General features: G+C 68.3%; 13 protein-coding genes. 10 read left to right on the forward strand and 3 right to left on the reverse strand.

What is annotated here, in order from left to right; translation table 11 throughout:
- Positions 1 to 24: 24 nt before the first annotated feature.
- Positions 25 to 972 (forward strand): cation diffusion facilitator family transporter, encoded by a 948-nt coding sequence (locus BOX17_RS11915; protein ID WP_071944819.1) that lies wholly within the window; start codon positions 25 to 27, stop codon positions 970 to 972.
- Between the two features lie 11 nt (positions 973 to 983).
- On the opposite strand, the gene BOX17_RS11920 is transcribed toward BOX17_RS11915, so the two are convergent.
- From BOX17_RS11920 to BOX17_RS11930, 3 genes are all read right to left on the reverse strand, one after another.
- On the reverse strand, positions 984 to 2,618 hold the full coding sequence (locus BOX17_RS11920; RefSeq protein ID WP_071944821.1) for an FMN-binding glutamate synthase family protein: 1,635 nt from the start codon (positions 2,616 to 2,618) through the stop codon (positions 984 to 986).
- A 101-nt stretch (positions 2,619 to 2,719) separates the two neighbouring features.
- Positions 2,720 to 3,502, reverse strand: coding sequence for a TSUP family transporter (locus BOX17_RS11925; RefSeq protein WP_071944823.1), 783 nt, complete (start codon positions 3,500 to 3,502; stop codon positions 2,720 to 2,722).
- Positions 3,503 to 3,551: 49 nt separating this feature from the next.
- A complete protein-coding gene (locus BOX17_RS11930; RefSeq protein WP_071944825.1) occupies positions 3,552 to 4,451 on the reverse strand; it encodes a LysR family transcriptional regulator in 900 nt (299 codons plus the stop codon).
- Between the two features lie 172 nt (positions 4,452 to 4,623).
- Here BOX17_RS11930 and BOX17_RS11935 point away from each other — a divergent pair, with 172 nt between their 5' ends.
- From BOX17_RS11935 to BOX17_RS11975, 9 genes are all read left to right on the forward strand, one after another.
- Complete coding sequence (locus BOX17_RS11935) at positions 4,624 to 6,135, forward strand: CoA-acylating methylmalonate-semialdehyde dehydrogenase (RefSeq protein ID WP_071944827.1); 1,512 nt, start codon at positions 4,624 to 4,626, stop codon at positions 6,133 to 6,135.
- 113 nt (positions 6,136 to 6,248) lie between these two features.
- Complete coding sequence (locus BOX17_RS11940) at positions 6,249 to 7,913, forward strand: GMC family oxidoreductase (protein ID WP_071944829.1); 1,665 nt, start codon at positions 6,249 to 6,251, stop codon at positions 7,911 to 7,913.
- Positions 7,914 to 8,185: 272 nt separating this feature from the next.
- Positions 8,186 to 8,392 carry a cold-shock protein gene (locus tag BOX17_RS11945; RefSeq protein ID WP_071944831.1) on the forward strand — a complete coding sequence of 69 codons (207 nt, stop codon included), beginning with the start codon at positions 8,186 to 8,188 and terminating at the stop codon, positions 8,390 to 8,392.
- A gap of 189 nt (positions 8,393 to 8,581) precedes the next feature.
- The gene (locus BOX17_RS11950; protein ID WP_071944832.1) at positions 8,582 to 10,351 is read left to right on the forward strand and encodes an SLC13 family permease; all 1,770 of its coding nucleotides are present in this window, start codon (positions 8,582 to 8,584) and stop codon (positions 10,349 to 10,351) included.
- Between the two features lie 79 nt (positions 10,352 to 10,430).
- Positions 10,431 to 11,099, forward strand: a complete 669-nt coding sequence (locus BOX17_RS11955) for an alpha/beta hydrolase (RefSeq protein WP_071944834.1) — start codon at positions 10,431 to 10,433, stop codon at positions 11,097 to 11,099.
- A 34-nt stretch (positions 11,100 to 11,133) separates the two neighbouring features.
- Positions 11,134 to 12,069, forward strand: coding sequence for a prenyltransferase (locus BOX17_RS11960; protein ID WP_071946848.1), 936 nt, complete (start codon positions 11,134 to 11,136; stop codon positions 12,067 to 12,069).
- An 86-nt stretch (positions 12,070 to 12,155) separates the two neighbouring features.
- Complete coding sequence (gene trpB, locus BOX17_RS11965) at positions 12,156 to 13,358, forward strand: tryptophan synthase subunit beta (RefSeq protein ID WP_071944836.1); 1,203 nt, start codon at positions 12,156 to 12,158, stop codon at positions 13,356 to 13,358.
- Between the two features lie 119 nt (positions 13,359 to 13,477).
- The gene (locus BOX17_RS11970; RefSeq protein WP_164508639.1) at positions 13,478 to 14,821 is read left to right on the forward strand and encodes a sensor domain-containing diguanylate cyclase; all 1,344 of its coding nucleotides are present in this window, start codon (positions 13,478 to 13,480) and stop codon (positions 14,819 to 14,821) included.
- Positions 14,822 to 14,899: 78 nt separating this feature from the next.
- Positions 14,900 to 15,118, forward strand: a complete 219-nt coding sequence (locus BOX17_RS11975; protein WP_071944840.1) for a hypothetical protein — start codon at positions 14,900 to 14,902, stop codon at positions 15,116 to 15,118.
- The last annotated feature ends 9 nt before the right edge of the window (positions 15,119 to 15,127 follow it).

The raw sequence follows: 15,127 nt of genomic DNA on the forward strand, positions 1-15,127 counted from the left end.
GGTCCCGACCGACAGGGAGGGCCCATGTCTCACGACCATCATCACCACTCACATCACCACGCTCCTCACACGGGGCAGGACAGCCAGCGCCGGCTCCTCTGGGCGATCCTGCTCACCGGCGGCTTCATGGTCGCCGAGGTGGTGGGAGGCATCCTCTCCGGGTCGCTGGCCCTGCTGGCCGACGCCGGCCACATGCTCACCGACACCGCGGCGCTGACGCTGGCCTGGTTCGCCGCCCGCATCAGCCGCCGCCCGGCCGACGACAAGCGCAGCTTCGGCTACCACCGGGTACAGATCCTGGCCGCCTTCGTCAACGGCCTGACGCTGATCGCCATCGTGGCGTGGATCCTCATCGAGGCGATCCGCCGGCTGCTCTCGCCGATGGAGGTCATGGGTAGCACCATGCTGGCGATCGCCGGCCTGGGGCTTCTGGTCAACGTGGCGGTGTTTGCCATCCTGCACTTCGGCGATCGCGACAACCTCAACATCCGCGGGGCGGCGCTGCACGTGCTGGGGGACCTGCTGGGCTCGGTGGCGGCCATCGTCGCCGCCCTGGTGATCCTGGCGACCGGCTGGATGCCCATCGACCCGCTGCTCTCGGTGCTGGTGGCGATGCTGATCCTGCGCAGCGCCTGGAGGCTGACCCGGGAATCCGGCCATATCCTGCTGGAGGGCGCCCCGGACGACCTGGACGCCGCGACGCTGCGCCGCGAGATTCCCGAGCAGCTCGAGGCGGTCTGCAACGTGCATCATGTGCATGTCTGGTCGCTGACGCCGGGACGCCACCTTGTCTCGCTGCATGCGGCCATCGACGAGGGCGAGGATCGACAGGCCACGCTGGTGGCGATCCGCTCGCTGCTGGTGGAACGCTACGGCCTGCATCACGCCACCATCCAGCTGGAGAGCCGGCACCACTGTGCCGACGAACCCGTCAGCGGGGAGACGCACGACGACGCGCCTCCCCGACCCTGACGCGCGGGCCGCTAGACCAGCTTGCTGTGACGCCGCCTGGCCACCGCGTCGGGCGGATCGAAACGGTCGGGGTCGGCGAGGTCCCAGTAGTCGCGGAACACGGCGTGGCGGGAGGCGCCGCCCTGCAGCAGTTCGTCCGGGGAGAGGATGTCGTAGAGCTCGTCGAAGCTCTTCACCTCATGGGCGGAGAGCCGATGACTCACGTGCTCGGGGCCGAGCTCCCGCGGGTGGGAGAGGCCCGCGGCGGCCAGCATCTCGGCCAGCGCCGCGAGGGTGTTGGCGTGGAAGCGCTGAACCCGGCGTGACTTGTGGTCGACATCCAGGCGGCTGCCGCGCCACGGGTCCTGGGTCGCCACGCCGCTCGGGCAGCGGTCGGTGTGGCAGGTCTGGGCCTGGATGCAGCCCAGGGCGAACATGTAGCCCCGGGCGGCATTGCACCAGTCGGCGCCCAGGGCCAGGGCGCGGGCGAGATCGAAGGCGCTGATCACCTTGCCGGCGGCCCCGACGGAGACCCGCTCGCGCAGCCCGGCGCCCACCAGGGTGTTGTGCACCAGCAGCAGGGCCTCGGTCAGCGGCATGCCCAGGCGGTTGATGAGCTCCAGCGGGGCGGCGCCGGTGCCTCCTTCGCCGCCGTCGACCACCACGAAGTCCGGGTACTCGTCCTCCTCCAGCATCGCCTTGACCAGGGCGAACCACTCCCAGGGATGCCCGATGGCCAGCTTGATGCCCACCGGCCTGTCGTCGGCGAGCTCGCGCAGCCGGCGGATGAAGTGGATCAGTTCGCGGGGCGTGGAGAAGGCCGAGTGGGCGGCGGGGGAGACCACGTCCTGGCCCATGGGCACGCCGCGGGTCGAGGCGATCTCGGCCGTGACCTTGGCCGAGGGCAGGATGCCGCCGTGGCCCGGCTTGGCGCCCTGGCTGAGCTTGATCTCGATCATCTTCACCGCGTCCTGGGTGGCCTGCTCGCGGAAGCGCTCGGGGTCGAACCGGCCCTGATCGTCACGACAGCCGAAGTAGCCGGAGCCGATCTCCCAGACCAGGTCGCCGCCATGGCGGTGGTAGGGGGAGATCGCGCCCTCGCCGGTGTCATGGTAGAAGCCGCCCAGCCGCGCGCCCTGGTTGAGGGCGGTGATGGCATGGGCGGAGAGTGCCCCGAAGCTCATCGCCGAGATGTTGAACACGCTGGCCCGATAGGGCCGGCCACGTCCGGCCCCGATGGTGGTGCGGAAGTCCGGGTCGTCGATGCGGGCCGGTGCCAGTGACGGGCTCATCCACTCGTAGCCGGGGGCTCGCATGTCGCAGAGCGAGCCGAAGGGGCGCTTGTCGCTGAGGTCCTTGGCGCGCTGGTAGACCAGCCGGCGCTGCTCCCGCGAGAAGGGGATCGCCTCGTGGTCGGACTGGATGATGTACTGGCGCAGCTCCGGGCCGAACGACTCCAGGTTGTAGCGCAGGTGGGCGAGGATCGGGTAGTTGCGGCTCACCGTGCGCTTGCGCTGGAGGATGTCATGGCTGCCCAGGGCGACGAGAAGGCCGAAGCCCAGCACGCCCCACCACCAGCCGGGGCCATCCATGACGCCGAGGAGGCTGACGGCGAGGCCCAGCAGGCTGATCACGTAGGCGCCGTAGCGCAGCGGAAGCGGGGGCATGAGGCACTCCTGATGGAAGGGACGGCCTTGTCATTGCACGGTCGCGCGGGGTGGCTGTCAATGCGCCCGGCAAGGGGCCGCGCATCGGTGTCCCCCGGGGCTCAGCCCGCCGAGCCGACAAGTCCCACCACGCTGACCAGGATCAGGACCCCGCCGAGCACCCGGAAGTAGAGGTTGGTGCGGCTTTCGAGCAGATGCTGGTGGGCGCGTTCGCCCAGCAGGTGGCCGAGCAGGGCGCAGGGCAGCAGCCACAGGTGGTGGATGAGCTGCAGGTCGACCCCCGCGATCAGGAACGACACCATCTTGATCAGCACCAGGATGAACCACAGGGCGAAGAGGGTATCGCGCAGCTGGTGGGCGGCGACATGGGAGGCGAACACCGCCACGATCAGCGGGGCCCCGATCAGCGAGGTGCCGCTGACGTAGCCGCCCAGGACCAGCAGGAACCCGTCCAGGAGACGGCTGTTGCTGCGAAAGGGCCTGTCGAGCACGTAGCCGACCGCGTAGACCAGCACGATCATGAAGATGATCTTGGTCAGCACCTGGCCGGGGAGGGTGATCAGGCCGATGACCCCGATCAGCTTGGGGATGATCATGACCTTCATCGCCCGGAGCAGGTAGCCCCAGTCGATGTTGCCCTCGCTCGGCGCCTGGCCGCCGTTCTTGGCCACCAGCAGCCGGTGGCCGCGCCAGGCGATCCAGCTGGAGAAGATCAGCAGGTGGACGGCGATGATCGGCAGGAACACCAGCGGCTCGTCGAGCACCAGCAGCAGGAAGGGCAGCGACAGGACGGCCCCGCCGAAGCCGAGGCTGGTCCTGACGAAGCCGCTCCACACGAAGATGAGCCCGATCAGGGCATACTCCCAGGCCTCAAGCCCCGTCATCGTTCCTCCTCTCTACTGTCAGGGCGTCTGCTGTCAGGGCGTGGCGTCGTCAATCCGGCGTCCCCCAGACCCGGGCGAGCACCTCCAGGGCCTCGGCGATCACCACCTCCTCCCCCCGGTCGCGCTGCCAGATGAAGCTCAGGGCGCAGGGCAGGCGCATGCCCTCGGCGACCGTCAGGCCGCGCTCCTGGCGCTCCGCCATGGCCAGGGCGTCTCGGGCCAGGCTGAGCCCGACCCCGGCGCGCACCAGGTCCAGCATGCAGGCCTCCTGGTCCACCTGGGCCACGCTCCTGGGCACGATGCCCAGCGGGTCGAGCACGCCGTGCAGCAGGCGGTGGTGGGCGGAGTTCTCGGGCGTGGTGATCCACGGCAGCATGGCGAGCTGTGGCCAGTCGGCGCCGGCCAGGCGGCTGCCCCAGCCGGCCGGGGCGATCACGTGGTAGTGGAAGTGGGTGAGCTCGCGGTGGGCGATCTCGGGGATGCCCGGGCCCTCGCCGGGCGGCGCCAGGAAGAAGCCGACGTCCAGCTCGCCGCGACGCACCCACTCCAGCACGGTGCCGCTCATGCCGTGATGCAGCTCCGTCTCGAGCTGCGGCGCCCGCTCCACCAGGCGGTGCAGGAAGGCGCCCAGGCGAATGAACTCTGGGTCGACGATGGTGCCGATCTTCAGCCGGCCATGCAGGGTGGTGTGCAGGGCGCGGGCGTTCTCCTCGAAGGCGGCCATGGCCGCCAGCGCCTTCTCGGCGGCGGGGACCAGCGCCTGGCCATCGTCGGTGAGCGACAGCCCCTTTGGATGTCGCTGGAACAGCGTGAGGCCCAGGCTCTCCTGGAACAGCTTGAGTCGCAGGCTGACCGCCGGCTGGGTCAGGTGCAGGCGTTCGGCGGCGCGGGAGACGCTGCCCTCCCGGGCCACGGTGACGAAGGCCCGCAGGGTCTGCAGGTCCTGCATGGCGGTGTCCTCGGCGTCGAGTGATATCAGCTTAACTTATACCCAGGTTTTGCATTACTCAATTGATCCGGATGTCGGCAGGCCTCATCTTGGTCTCCATGGCATCTCTCCCCTCTGGGAGCAGGGGTGCCCCTCGACCCCGCTTCCACATAACGACGACAACGAGGCTTCCATGAGCACCCATAGCATCTCGCATTATATCAACGGTCAACTGTCCGCCGGCGAATCCGGCCAGGTCCAGGACGTCTACAACCCGGCCACCGGAGAGGTGACGGGCCGGGTGTCGCTGGCTTCCCCCGCCGATGTGGACACCGCCGTGGCAGTTGCCAAGGCCGCCTTTCCGGCCTGGGCCGACACTCCGCCGATCCGTCGCGCGCGGGTGATGTTCAAGTTCCTGGAACTGCTCAACGCCCACAAGGACGAGCTGGCCGAGGCGATCACTCGCGAGCATGGCAAGGTGTTCACCGACGCCCAGGGCGAGGTGGCGCGCGGCATCGACATCGTCGAGTTCGCCTGTGGCATCCCGCAGCTGCTGAAGGGGGACTACACCGAGCAGGTCAGCACCGGCATCGACAACTGGACGATGCGCCAGCCGCTGGGCGTGGTCGCCGGCATCACCCCGTTCAACTTCCCGGCCATGGTCCCGATGTGGATGTTCCCCATCGCCATCGCCGCCGGCAACACCTTCATCCTCAAGCCGAGCCCGCTGGATCCCAGCGCTTCCCTGCTGGTCGCCGACCTGCTCAAGCGGGCCGGGCTGCCCGATGGCGTGTTCAACGTGGTGCAGGGCGACAAGGACTCGGTGGAGGCGCTGATCGACCACCCCGACGTCAGGGCCCTCTCCTTCGTCGGCTCCACGCCGATCGCCAACCTGATCTACGAGCGTGGCGCCCGCCACGGCAAGCGCGTCCAGGCCCTGGGCGGCGCCAAGAACCACATGGTGGTGATGCCCGACGCCGACCTCGACAAGGCCGTCGACGCCCTGATCGGCGCGGCCTACGGCAGTGCCGGCGAGCGCTGCATGGCGATCAGCGTGGCGGTGCTGGTGGGTGACGTGGCCGATCAGGTCGTGCCCCGCCTGGCCGAGCGTGCGAGGTCGCTGAAGATCAAGAACGGCATGGAGCTCGATGCCGAGATGGGGCCCATCGTCACGGCCCAGGCCCACCAGCGCATCACCGGGTACATCGAGAAGGGCGTGGCCGAGGGCGCCGAGCTGGTGGTCGACGGCCGCGAGTTCGATCCTTCCGAGACCGGCGAGGGCTTTACCGAGGGCTTCTGGATGGGCGGCAGCCTGTTCGACCACGTCACGCCCGAGATGACCATCTACAAGGAAGAGATCTTTGGTCCGGTGCTGGTCTGCGTGCGGGTTCCCGACATCGCCACCGCCATCCAGCTGATCAACGACCACGAGTTCGGCAACGGCGTGAGCTGCTTCACCGAGAGCGGCAGCGTGGCGCGCGAGTTCGGTCGACGCATCCAGGTGGGCATGGTGGGGATCAATGTGCCGATCCCGGTCCCCATGGCCTGGCACGGCTTCGGCGGCTGGAAGCGCTCGATGTTCGGTGACACCCACGCCTATGGCGAGGAAGGGGTGCGCTTCTACACCAAGCAGAAGTCGATCATGCAGCGCTGGTCCGACTCCATCGCGGCCGGTGCCGAGTTCGTGATGCCGACGGCCAAGTAACGTCTCCTTCCCACGACCGACAGGCATGCCCGCCGGTCAGCTGGCCGCGGCCAGCTGACCGCCTGCCGCCACGCGAGTGGCGGTAGTGCCGGCATGCCGAGCGAGAGCATGCCATGGCTGACCCTACCCCCAATCCCCAGGTCTTCGACTACATCGTGGTGGGCGCCGGCACCGCCGGCTGCCTGCTCGCCAACCGGCTCAGCGCCGACCCGTCCAACCGGGTGCTGCTGATCGAGGCCGGTGGCCGAGACACTTACCACTGGATCCACATCCCGGTGGGCTACCTCTACTGCATCGACAATCCGCGCACCGACTGGCGGTTTCGCACCGAGCCCGACAAGGGCCTGAATGGCCGCTCCCTGATCTATCCCCGCGGCAAGACCCTCGGGGGGTGCTCCAGCATCAACGGCATGCTTTACCTGCGCGGCCAGGCCCGCGACTACGACGGCTGGGCCGAGCTCACCGGCGATGACGACTGGCGCTGGGATCGCTGCCTTCCCGACTTCATGAAGCACGAGGATCACCATCGCCTGGATGACGGGGGCGATGCCGATCCCGCCCACCGTGACTTCCACGGCCATGGCGGCGAGTGGCGTATCGAGAAGCAGCGCCTGAAGTGGCAGGTGCTGGACGACTTCGCCACCGCCGCCGTGGAAGCCGGCATCCCGCGTACCCGAGACTTCAATCGCGGCGACAACGAGGGGGTCGACTACTTCGAGGTCAACCAGCGCTCGGGCTGGCGCTGGAATACATCCAAGGCCTTCCTGCGCGGCGTCGAGAAGCGAGACAACCTGACCCTGTGGCATTCCACCCAGGTGCTGGGGCTGGCGTTCGAGACGGGAGAGGGTGGCGAGCCGCGCTGCTGCGGCGTGACCGCCGAGCGGGGGGGCGAGACCGTCGTGGCGAAGGCCGACGGCGAGGTGATTCTCTCCGCCGGGGCCATCGGCTCGCCCCAGCTGCTGCAGCTCTCGGGTATCGGCCCGGCCGACCTGCTGGCCGACCATGACATCCCCGTGGTCGCGGAGCTCCCCGGGGTGGGCGAGAACCTGCAGGACCACCTGCAGATTCGCTCGGTCTACAAGCTGAAGGGCGCCAGGACCCTCAACACCATGGCGAACTCGCTGGTGGGCAAGGCGAAGATCGGCCTGGAGTATCTCCTCAAGCGTACCGGGCCGATGAGCATGGCGCCGTCCCAGCTGTGTGCCTTCACGCGCAGCTCCGAGGCCTATGCGCATCCCAACATCGAGTATCACGTCCAGCCGCTGAGCCTGGAGGCCTTCGGGCAGCCGCTGCACGACTTCCCGGCGATCACCGCCAGCGTGTGCAACCTCAATCCGACCAGCCGGGGCACGGTGCGCATCAAGAGTCGCGACCCGCGCCAGGCACCGGCCATCACGCCCAACTACTTGAGCACGCCGGAGGATCGCCAGGTCGCGGCCGACTCGCTGCGGGTCACCCGATGCATCGCCGGCCAGCCGGCGTTCGCCAAGTATCAGCCCGAGGAGTTCAAGCCAGGTGTGCAGTACCAGAGCGACGATGACCTGGCACGGCTGGCCGGCGACATCGGCACCACCATCTTCCACCCGGTGGGCACCGCGAAGATGGGGCGCGACGACGATCCCATGGCGGTCGTCGATTCCCACCTCCGCGTGAGAGGGGTCAAGGGGCTGAGGGTCGTCGATGCCAGCATCATGCCGACCATCACGAGCGGCAACACCAACTCGCCGACCCTGATGATCGCCGAGAAGGCCGCGGCCTGGATCCTGGGGGAGGGGTGACTCACCGCATCGTGACCCGGCGGGGGAGGTCGGCGGCGTGGGGGAAGGCCCCGCGCCGGCCGTCGACCCGACCTTTTGGCTCGTCAGGTAAAAATAAGGTTTGACGTACCCCGGCCCAGGGCGCAAGATGCCCGCAGTTGGTTAGCAAGTGGAACATCGCAAGTGGTCATCGAAAGCTCATAGCGTCGATCTCCCGGTGAAAGTTTCTTGTTTTACCCACTGCAATTCGGGTATTTCCCGGCACAATCTAACGCTATTCGAGGAATTCGATAATGGCTACCGGCACTGTCAAGTGGTTCAACGACACCAAAGGCTTCGGCTTCATTTCTCCGGACGACAACGGTGACGACCTGTTCGCTCACTTCTCCGAGATCCAGGCTGACGGCTTCAAGTCCCTGCAAGACGGTCAGAAGGTCTCCTTCGACGTCACCCAGGGCAAGAAAGGCCTCCAGGCTTCCAACATCCAGGTCATCGGCTGAACGTCGACCGATCTTGATGTGACTGCCTCACGGCAGTCGAGAAAGGCCCGCGAAAGCGGGCCTTTTTCGTTGTGGCCTGCCATCTCTTTTTCTATTCCAATAAAGTATTAATAGATTTCTAAAAATAACTTTTTAGAATAAACGGCGGCGGTCACAATGGGTCCTGTCTCTTCGTGATCGGATCTGCCCATGCCGCTGGATGCCTGGCTCTCGCTTGTCGTCGTCATCGCCGTCTTCCCGCTGATGGCCTTCTCGCGGGTGGGCCCCGACATCGTGCTGCTCGGCGCGGTGATCCTGCTGCTCACCCTCGGCGTGATCGAGCCGGCCCAGGCGCTGGCGGGCTTCTCGAGCACGGGTCTGTTCACCGTGGCCTTCATGTACGTGCTGGTGACCAGCATCCGCGAGACCGGCGGCATCGACCTGATCATCCGCCATGTGCTGGGGCGTCCCCGCAGCGAGAGGTCGGCGCTGGTACGCCTGCTGCTGCCGGTGGCCTCGCTGAGCGGCTTTCTCAACAATACCCCCGTGGTGGCAACCTTCATTCCTGCCGTGCTGAGCTGGAGCCGTCGCGTGTCCGTGCCGGCGCATCGCTTGCTGATGCCGCTCAGCTTCGCCTCGATCCTCGGTGGCACCATCACCCTGCTGGGCACCAGCACCAACCTGGTGGTCCATGGCCTGCTGGTGGATCGTGCCCCCGAGCTTGCCATGGGGCTGTTCGATATCGCCTGGGTGGGCGTGCCGGTGGCGGTGGTGGGCCTGGTCTACCTGGTCCTGCTGGGGCCGCGGCTGCTCCCGGAACGTCGGGGGGCGGAGGCGGCCTTCGAGAACCCGCGCGAGTTCACCATCGAGATGGAGGTGGATCCCGCTGGCCCGCTGGTCGATCGCACGGTGGAGGAGGCCGGCCTGCGCCACCTGCAGGCGCTGTTCCTGGTGGAGATCGAGCGCGAGGGCAACATTGTCAGCGTGGTGGGGCCGGGCGAGCACCTGAAGGGCGGCGACCGGCTGGTCTTCGCCGGCACCAGCGAGGGGGCCGTGGAGCTGCAGCAGATCCGCGGCCTCGTCCCGACCCGGCAGGGCGCCTCGAGCCTCGAGAAGGACTTCAAGGAGCGTCGTCTGGTGGAGGCCGTGGTTTCCGACCAGTGCCAGTTCATCGGCCGACGCATTCGCGACGGCCACTTCCGCACCCTCTACGGGGCCGCTGTGCTGGCGGTGTGTCGCGGCGGCGAGCGGGTCGCCGGGAACCTCGGCCAGATTCGTCTGCAGCCCGCCGACGTGCTGCTGCTGGAAGCCCGCCCGCCCTTCATCGAGCGGCATCGCCAGTCGCGCGACTTCCTGCTGATCAGCAAGGTCAACGGCTCCGCCCGCCCGGTCCACGAGAAGGCCTGGCTGGCCTGGGCCATCCTGGCGGGGGTGGTGCTGCTGGCCACCCTGGGCGTGATGAGCATGATGAAGGCCGCCATGCTCGGCGCGCTGTTGGCGCTGGCCACCGGCTGCTGCTCGGTCGGGGCGGCCCGGCGTGGCCTCGATACCCAGGTGCTGCTGACCATCGCCGCCTCCTTCGGCCTGGGCGCGGCACTGGAGAGCTCGGGGGCGGCGGCCACCCTGGCCGAGGTGGCCCTGGGGCTGGCCGACGGCAACCCCTGGCTGCTGCTGGCCGCGGTCTATCTGCTGGTGACCCTGCTGACCTCCCTGGTCACCAACAACGCGGCCGCGGTGATCACCTTTCCGGTGGTCATGGCGAGTGCCGAGAGCCTCGGCGTGAGCCCGATGCCCTTCGTGGTGGTGGTAATGTTCGCCGCCTCGGCGAGCTTCCTGACGCCCATCGGCTACCAGACCAACCTGATGGTCTTCGGCCCCGGCGGCTACCGCTTCGGTGACTTCCTGCGCCTCGGCGGGCTCCTGAACCTGCTGACCGCCGGGGTGGCCCTGGCCCTGATCCCGCTGATCTGGCCCTTCTGAGCGCGCTCGCCGCCGGAGCCGGTTTGCGGTAGGGTGTCGGCTTTTGACCGACCCTTCGAGTGGCCCTGGAGACGATCCCATGAACCATCCCGGCGAACTGATCATCGAGCCGAGAAACGGCAAGCCCGCGGACGCCTGCGTCTTCATCCTCCACGGACTGGGCGCCGACGGCCACGACTTCGAGCCGCTGGTGCCGGCGCTGCCCTTGCCGGACGATGCCGCGGTGCGCTTCATCCTGCCCCATGCCCCCCGCCTGCCGGTGACCATCAACGGCGGCATGACCATGCCGGCCTGGTACGACATCAAGGAGATGAGCCTCGATCGGCAGATCGACGCGCCCCAGCTGCTGGCCTCCGCCGAGCGCATCCAGGACATGGTCCGGGAGCAGATCGGGCACGGCATCGACAGCCGCCGGATCATCCTGGCGGGCTTCTCCCAGGGGGGCGCGGTGGCCTACCAGGCGGCGCTCTCCTTCGAGGCCCCGCTGGGCGGCCTGCTGGCACTGTCCACCTACTTCGCCACGGCCGACAGCGCCACCCTGTCCGAGGCCAACCGCGGGCTGCCCATCGAGGTCCACCACGGCAGCTTCGATCCGGTGGTCCCCGAGTCGCTGGGCAAGGCCGGCTACGAGAAGGTGAGGTCGCTGGGCTATCCGGCGCACTATCGTCGCTATCCCATGGCCCACGCGCTCTGTCCCCAGCAGATCGGCGACATCGGGCGCTGGCTCGCCGAACGACTCGCCCGCTGAGCGGCGGCCCGCGATGCCCGGCCGGGATGCCGACATGACGGCCAGCGCCTCCTCGGCGGCCAGCACCCTGGGGACCTGCTGGCGCTGTGCGCGCCCCCCTTTCCTCGTCCTGGCGCCGCTCTGCGCGGGCCTGGCGATCACCAGCGCCTGGCACGATGGCCAGGCCCCCGGGGGCGTGTCGGCGCTGCTGGTGCTCCTCGCCGCCCTGCTGGCCCACGCCGCCGTGAACCTGTTCAACGAGCATCACGATTTCGCGAGCGGCCTGGATGCCACCACCCACCGCACCCCCTTCTCCGGCGGCAGTGGTGCGCTGCCCGAGCATCCCGAGGCAGCCGGGGCGGTGCGTCGCGCGGCGGTCGCCTGCCTCGCCGGGGTGGCGATCATCGGTGCCTGGTGCCTGTGGCGCGCCGGCCCCGTGATGCTGCCCTATGGGCTGGTCGGCATGGCACTGGTGTTGGCCTACACCGGCAGGCTGACCCGTCGTCCCTGGCTCTGCCTGATGGCGCCGGGGGTGGGCTTCGGCACCCTGATGGTGGTGGGGGCGAACCAGGCCCTCACCGGGGGCTTCTCCTCCACGGCGCTGGCCGTCTCGATGGTGCCGACCCTGATGGCCAGCGCCCTGCTGCTGGCCAACCAGCTGCCGGATATCGAGCCCGATCGTCGTGCCGGGCGTTACCATCTGGCCATCCTGCTGGGCGCTCGCCGTGCCGCGCGCCTGGTGGCGCTCCTGGTGCTCGCCGCTTTTCTGGTGGTCCCGCTGACCCGGTGGGCGGGCTGGCTGCCCGCCGAGGCCTGGCTGATGTGGCTGGCCGCGCCCGCGGCGCTCACGCTGGCGATCGGCCTCTGGCGCCTGCCCGCCCGGCTCGGACCCGATGAGTTCGGGCGGCTGGTGCCGCTGCTCGGGCTCAACGTCGCGCAGCTGCTGGCCAGCCTGGCCCTGCTCAATCTCGGGCTCTGGCTCGCCGCCTGACGCTTCGGCGAAGGTCGTCTCGACAGCTCCGGTCCCTCGGGCCAGGATGGCATGACGTTATTCCGCATGCCTTCAGGACAGTGACCATGAGCATTTCCCCCTTTGCCCACCTTCCCGATGCCCGGGGTTATTTCGGTCGTTTCGGTGGCCAGCTGATTCCCCCGGAACTCAAGGCCGTGATGGACGAGATCGATGCCGCCTACGAGGAGATCCGCGTCCGTGAGGACTTCCAGCGCGAGCTTGCCGATCTCCTTGCCGACTACGTGGGCCGGCCCAGTCCCATCTTCCATGCCCGTCGCCTCTCCGAGAAGCTGGGTGGCGCCCAGATCCACCTCAAGCGGGAGGACCTGAACCACACCGGCGCCCACAAGATCAACCACTGCCTCGGCGAGGCGCTGCTGGCGAAGTTCATGGGCAAGACCAAGGTGATCGCTGAGACCGGGGCCGGCCAGCATGGCGTGGCGCTCGCCACCGCCTGCGCCCTGGTGGGCATCCCCTGCGAGATCCACATGGGCCAGGTGGACATCGAGAAGGAGCACCCCAACGTCACCAAGATGAAGATTCTGGGGGCCACCCTGATCCCGGTGACCCGCGGCACGGCGACCCTCAAGGATGCCGTTGACAGCGCCTTCGAGGAGTACCTCAAGGACCCGCAGCACTTCATCTACGCCATCGGCTCGGTGGTGGGGCCGCATCCCTTTCCGAAGATGGTCCGTGACTTCCAGGCGATCATCGGCCACGAGGCAAGGGAACAGTTCCTCGAGCGCCACGGCCGCCTTCCGGACCATGTCACTGCCTGCGTGGGCGGCGGCTCGAACGCCATCGGCATGTTCACCGCCTTCCTGGAGGATGACGGCGTGCACCTGGTGGGCGTGGAGCCGGCGGGCGAGGGGCTGGATACCCCGCGCCACTCGGCGACCCTGACCCTCGGCAAGCCCGGGGAGATACACGGCATGGCCTGCTACGTGCTGGAGGACGCGGCAGGACAGCCCATGCCGGTGCACTCCATCGCCTCGGGGCTCGACTATCCGGGCGTCGGGCCGCAGCACAGCTACCTCAAGGATCAGGGGCGGGTGGAGTACCAGAGTGCCACCGACGACGCCTGCCTCGAGGCCTTCCTGACGCTGTCGCGGGTCGAGGGCATCATTCCGGCACTGGAGAGCGCCCATGCCGTGGCCTGGGCCATGCGGACGGCGCCGACCCTGCCGGCCGATCGTCACATCCTGGTCAACCTGTCGGGCCGGGGCGACAAGGACGCCGACTACGTGGCGGACCGGCTGGGGCTCTAGTCCTGCCAGGGGCCTGATGCATTCCGGCATGTGCAACATGCCACATTGGACTAGGGTGTGATAGATACAAGGGGGCAGGAGCGCCTCGGAACCGACGTGGAAAACCCCAGGGGATGGGCATGGCACGAATCCGGAACCAGTGGCGGAAATGGGCATCAGCCTGGCGGGAGCAGCCCCCGCTGGCCAGGTTACTGCTGGATCACTTCCCCGGCGTGGCCGTGATCGTCGATGCCCATGGCGTCATCCTGAATGCCAATCCCGGCTTCGAGCGCTACAGCGGCCATCCTCGTCGGGCGATGGTCGGTCGCCGCCTGACCTGCCTGGACGTGGACCCGCTGCATGGCGACATCAGCCGCGCCCTGGCGCATTGCGTGGCGCGGCGCACCTCCTGGCAAGGTGCGCTGCTGTGTCGCCGGGCCGACGGCCAGCCGGTCCACCAGCAGGGGGTCTTCCAGCCGCTGGAAACCTGGCCGGGCGAGCCGCTGCGGCTGCTGGTGACCCTGCAGGACATCACCGACCTGCACCAGAGCGCCCAGCATGACCACGCCGAGCTGGAGCGGCTCGAGGGTATGCTCTCTGGGCTGCCTGGAGTGGTCTTCCAGCTGTGCGAGACGGCCAGGGGCGATCTCGCCTTCCACTATCTCAGCGACGGCCTTCAGGCGCTCGCCGCGCTCTCGTCGCGCACCGTGATGGAGAGTGCCGAGTCGCTGCTGGCAAGGGTCCATGCCGAGGACCGGGGCGCGCTGACCACCTCGCTGGCCCAGTCGGCCGTCAGCCTGGATCCCTGGACGCTGGAGTTCCGCCTCGATACTTCCGATGGCATCCGCTGGGTCGAGGTCCGGGCGACGCCTCGCCGCGGCCCCGATGGCGTCACCGAGTGGGACGGTGTGATGCTGGACATCACCACTCACAAGCGGGAAGAGCAGCGCACCCGTCGGCTGGTCAGCACCGACATGCTCACTGGCGTGCTCAACCGTCGGGCGTTCTTCGACTTCGGCGAGGCCGTGCGCGCCCACGCCGCCCGGCAGGGACGATCGGTCCCCCTGGCCATGCTCGATCTCGACCATTTCAAGACCCTCAATGATACCCATGGCCACGCTGCCGGCGATCTTGCCCTGCAGGTGTTTGCCACGACCTGTCGCGATTGCCTGCGCCCCTATGACCTCTTTGCCCGCATCGGCGGCGAGGAGTTTGCCATCCTGCTGGTCGACACCTCGCCCGAGGCGGCCTGGGCCGTGCTGGAGCGTCTGCGCGAGGCGGTGGAGGCGATCGAGCTGGATGTGAAAGGGGAACTCCTGAGTCTCACGGTCAGTCTGGGCCTGGCGGTGATCCCGCCGCAGGGGAGCCTCGAGTTCGCGCTCTCCCAGGCCGACCGGGCGCTCTATCGCGCCAAGCATGAAGGCCGCAACCGCCTGGCCTCGGCACCGGGCTATCCCGAGCCCCAGGAGCGCACTGGCACCTAGCGGCCCGGACGGCTGGAGAAACGGCGCCGAGATGGGCAGGATGGGCACCATCCACCCTGAAACTCGAGGAGCAACGCCATGTCCCTCTCGGAAGACTTTCGCCTGCCTGTGGCCTGTCCGGCCTGTGGCAGCCACCTGATGCGGGTCTCCAGCGTCAAGAACCCCGATGACCAGGTGCACTGTGCCTCCTGCCACCGTTTCGTCTGCCTGTGGCACGAGGCGCAGACCGTACTGAAGAAGGGATCCGGCAGCGAGAGCGAGTCCCTCATCGAGAAGGCGGTCAACCGCGGCGCCTGACGGGCCGCC

Source organism: Halomonas aestuarii (genome assembly GCF_001886615.1).
GTDB lineage: Bacteria > Pseudomonadota > Gammaproteobacteria > Pseudomonadales > Halomonadaceae > Halomonas > Halomonas aestuarii.

Coding starts and splice junctions, on each gene's coding strand:
- BOX17_RS11915 (WP_071944819.1), top strand. CDS start 25: ATGTCTCACGACCATCATCACCACTCACATCACCACGCTCCTCACACG.
- BOX17_RS11920 (WP_071944821.1), bottom strand. CDS start 2,618: ATGCCCCCGCTTCCGCTGCGCTACGGCGCCTACGTGATCAGCCTGCTG.
- BOX17_RS11925 (WP_071944823.1), bottom strand. CDS start 3,502: ATGACGGGGCTTGAGGCCTGGGAGTATGCCCTGATCGGGCTCATCTTC.
- BOX17_RS11930 (WP_071944825.1), bottom strand. CDS start 4,451: ATGCAGGACCTGCAGACCCTGCGGGCCTTCGTCACCGTGGCCCGGGAG.
- BOX17_RS11935 (WP_071944827.1), top strand. CDS start 4,624: ATGAGCACCCATAGCATCTCGCATTATATCAACGGTCAACTGTCCGCC.
- BOX17_RS11940 (WP_071944829.1), top strand. CDS start 6,249: ATGGCTGACCCTACCCCCAATCCCCAGGTCTTCGACTACATCGTGGTG.
- BOX17_RS11945 (WP_071944831.1), top strand. CDS start 8,186: ATGGCTACCGGCACTGTCAAGTGGTTCAACGACACCAAAGGCTTCGGC.
- BOX17_RS11950 (WP_071944832.1), top strand. CDS start 8,582: ATGCCGCTGGATGCCTGGCTCTCGCTTGTCGTCGTCATCGCCGTCTTC.
- BOX17_RS11955 (WP_071944834.1), top strand. CDS start 10,431: ATGAACCATCCCGGCGAACTGATCATCGAGCCGAGAAACGGCAAGCCC.
- BOX17_RS11960 (WP_071946848.1), top strand. CDS start 11,134: ATGACGGCCAGCGCCTCCTCGGCGGCCAGCACCCTGGGGACCTGCTGG.
- trpB (WP_071944836.1), top strand. CDS start 12,156: ATGAGCATTTCCCCCTTTGCCCACCTTCCCGATGCCCGGGGTTATTTC.
- BOX17_RS11970 (WP_164508639.1), top strand. CDS start 13,478: ATGGCACGAATCCGGAACCAGTGGCGGAAATGGGCATCAGCCTGGCGG.
- BOX17_RS11975 (WP_071944840.1), top strand. CDS start 14,900: ATGTCCCTCTCGGAAGACTTTCGCCTGCCTGTGGCCTGTCCGGCCTGT.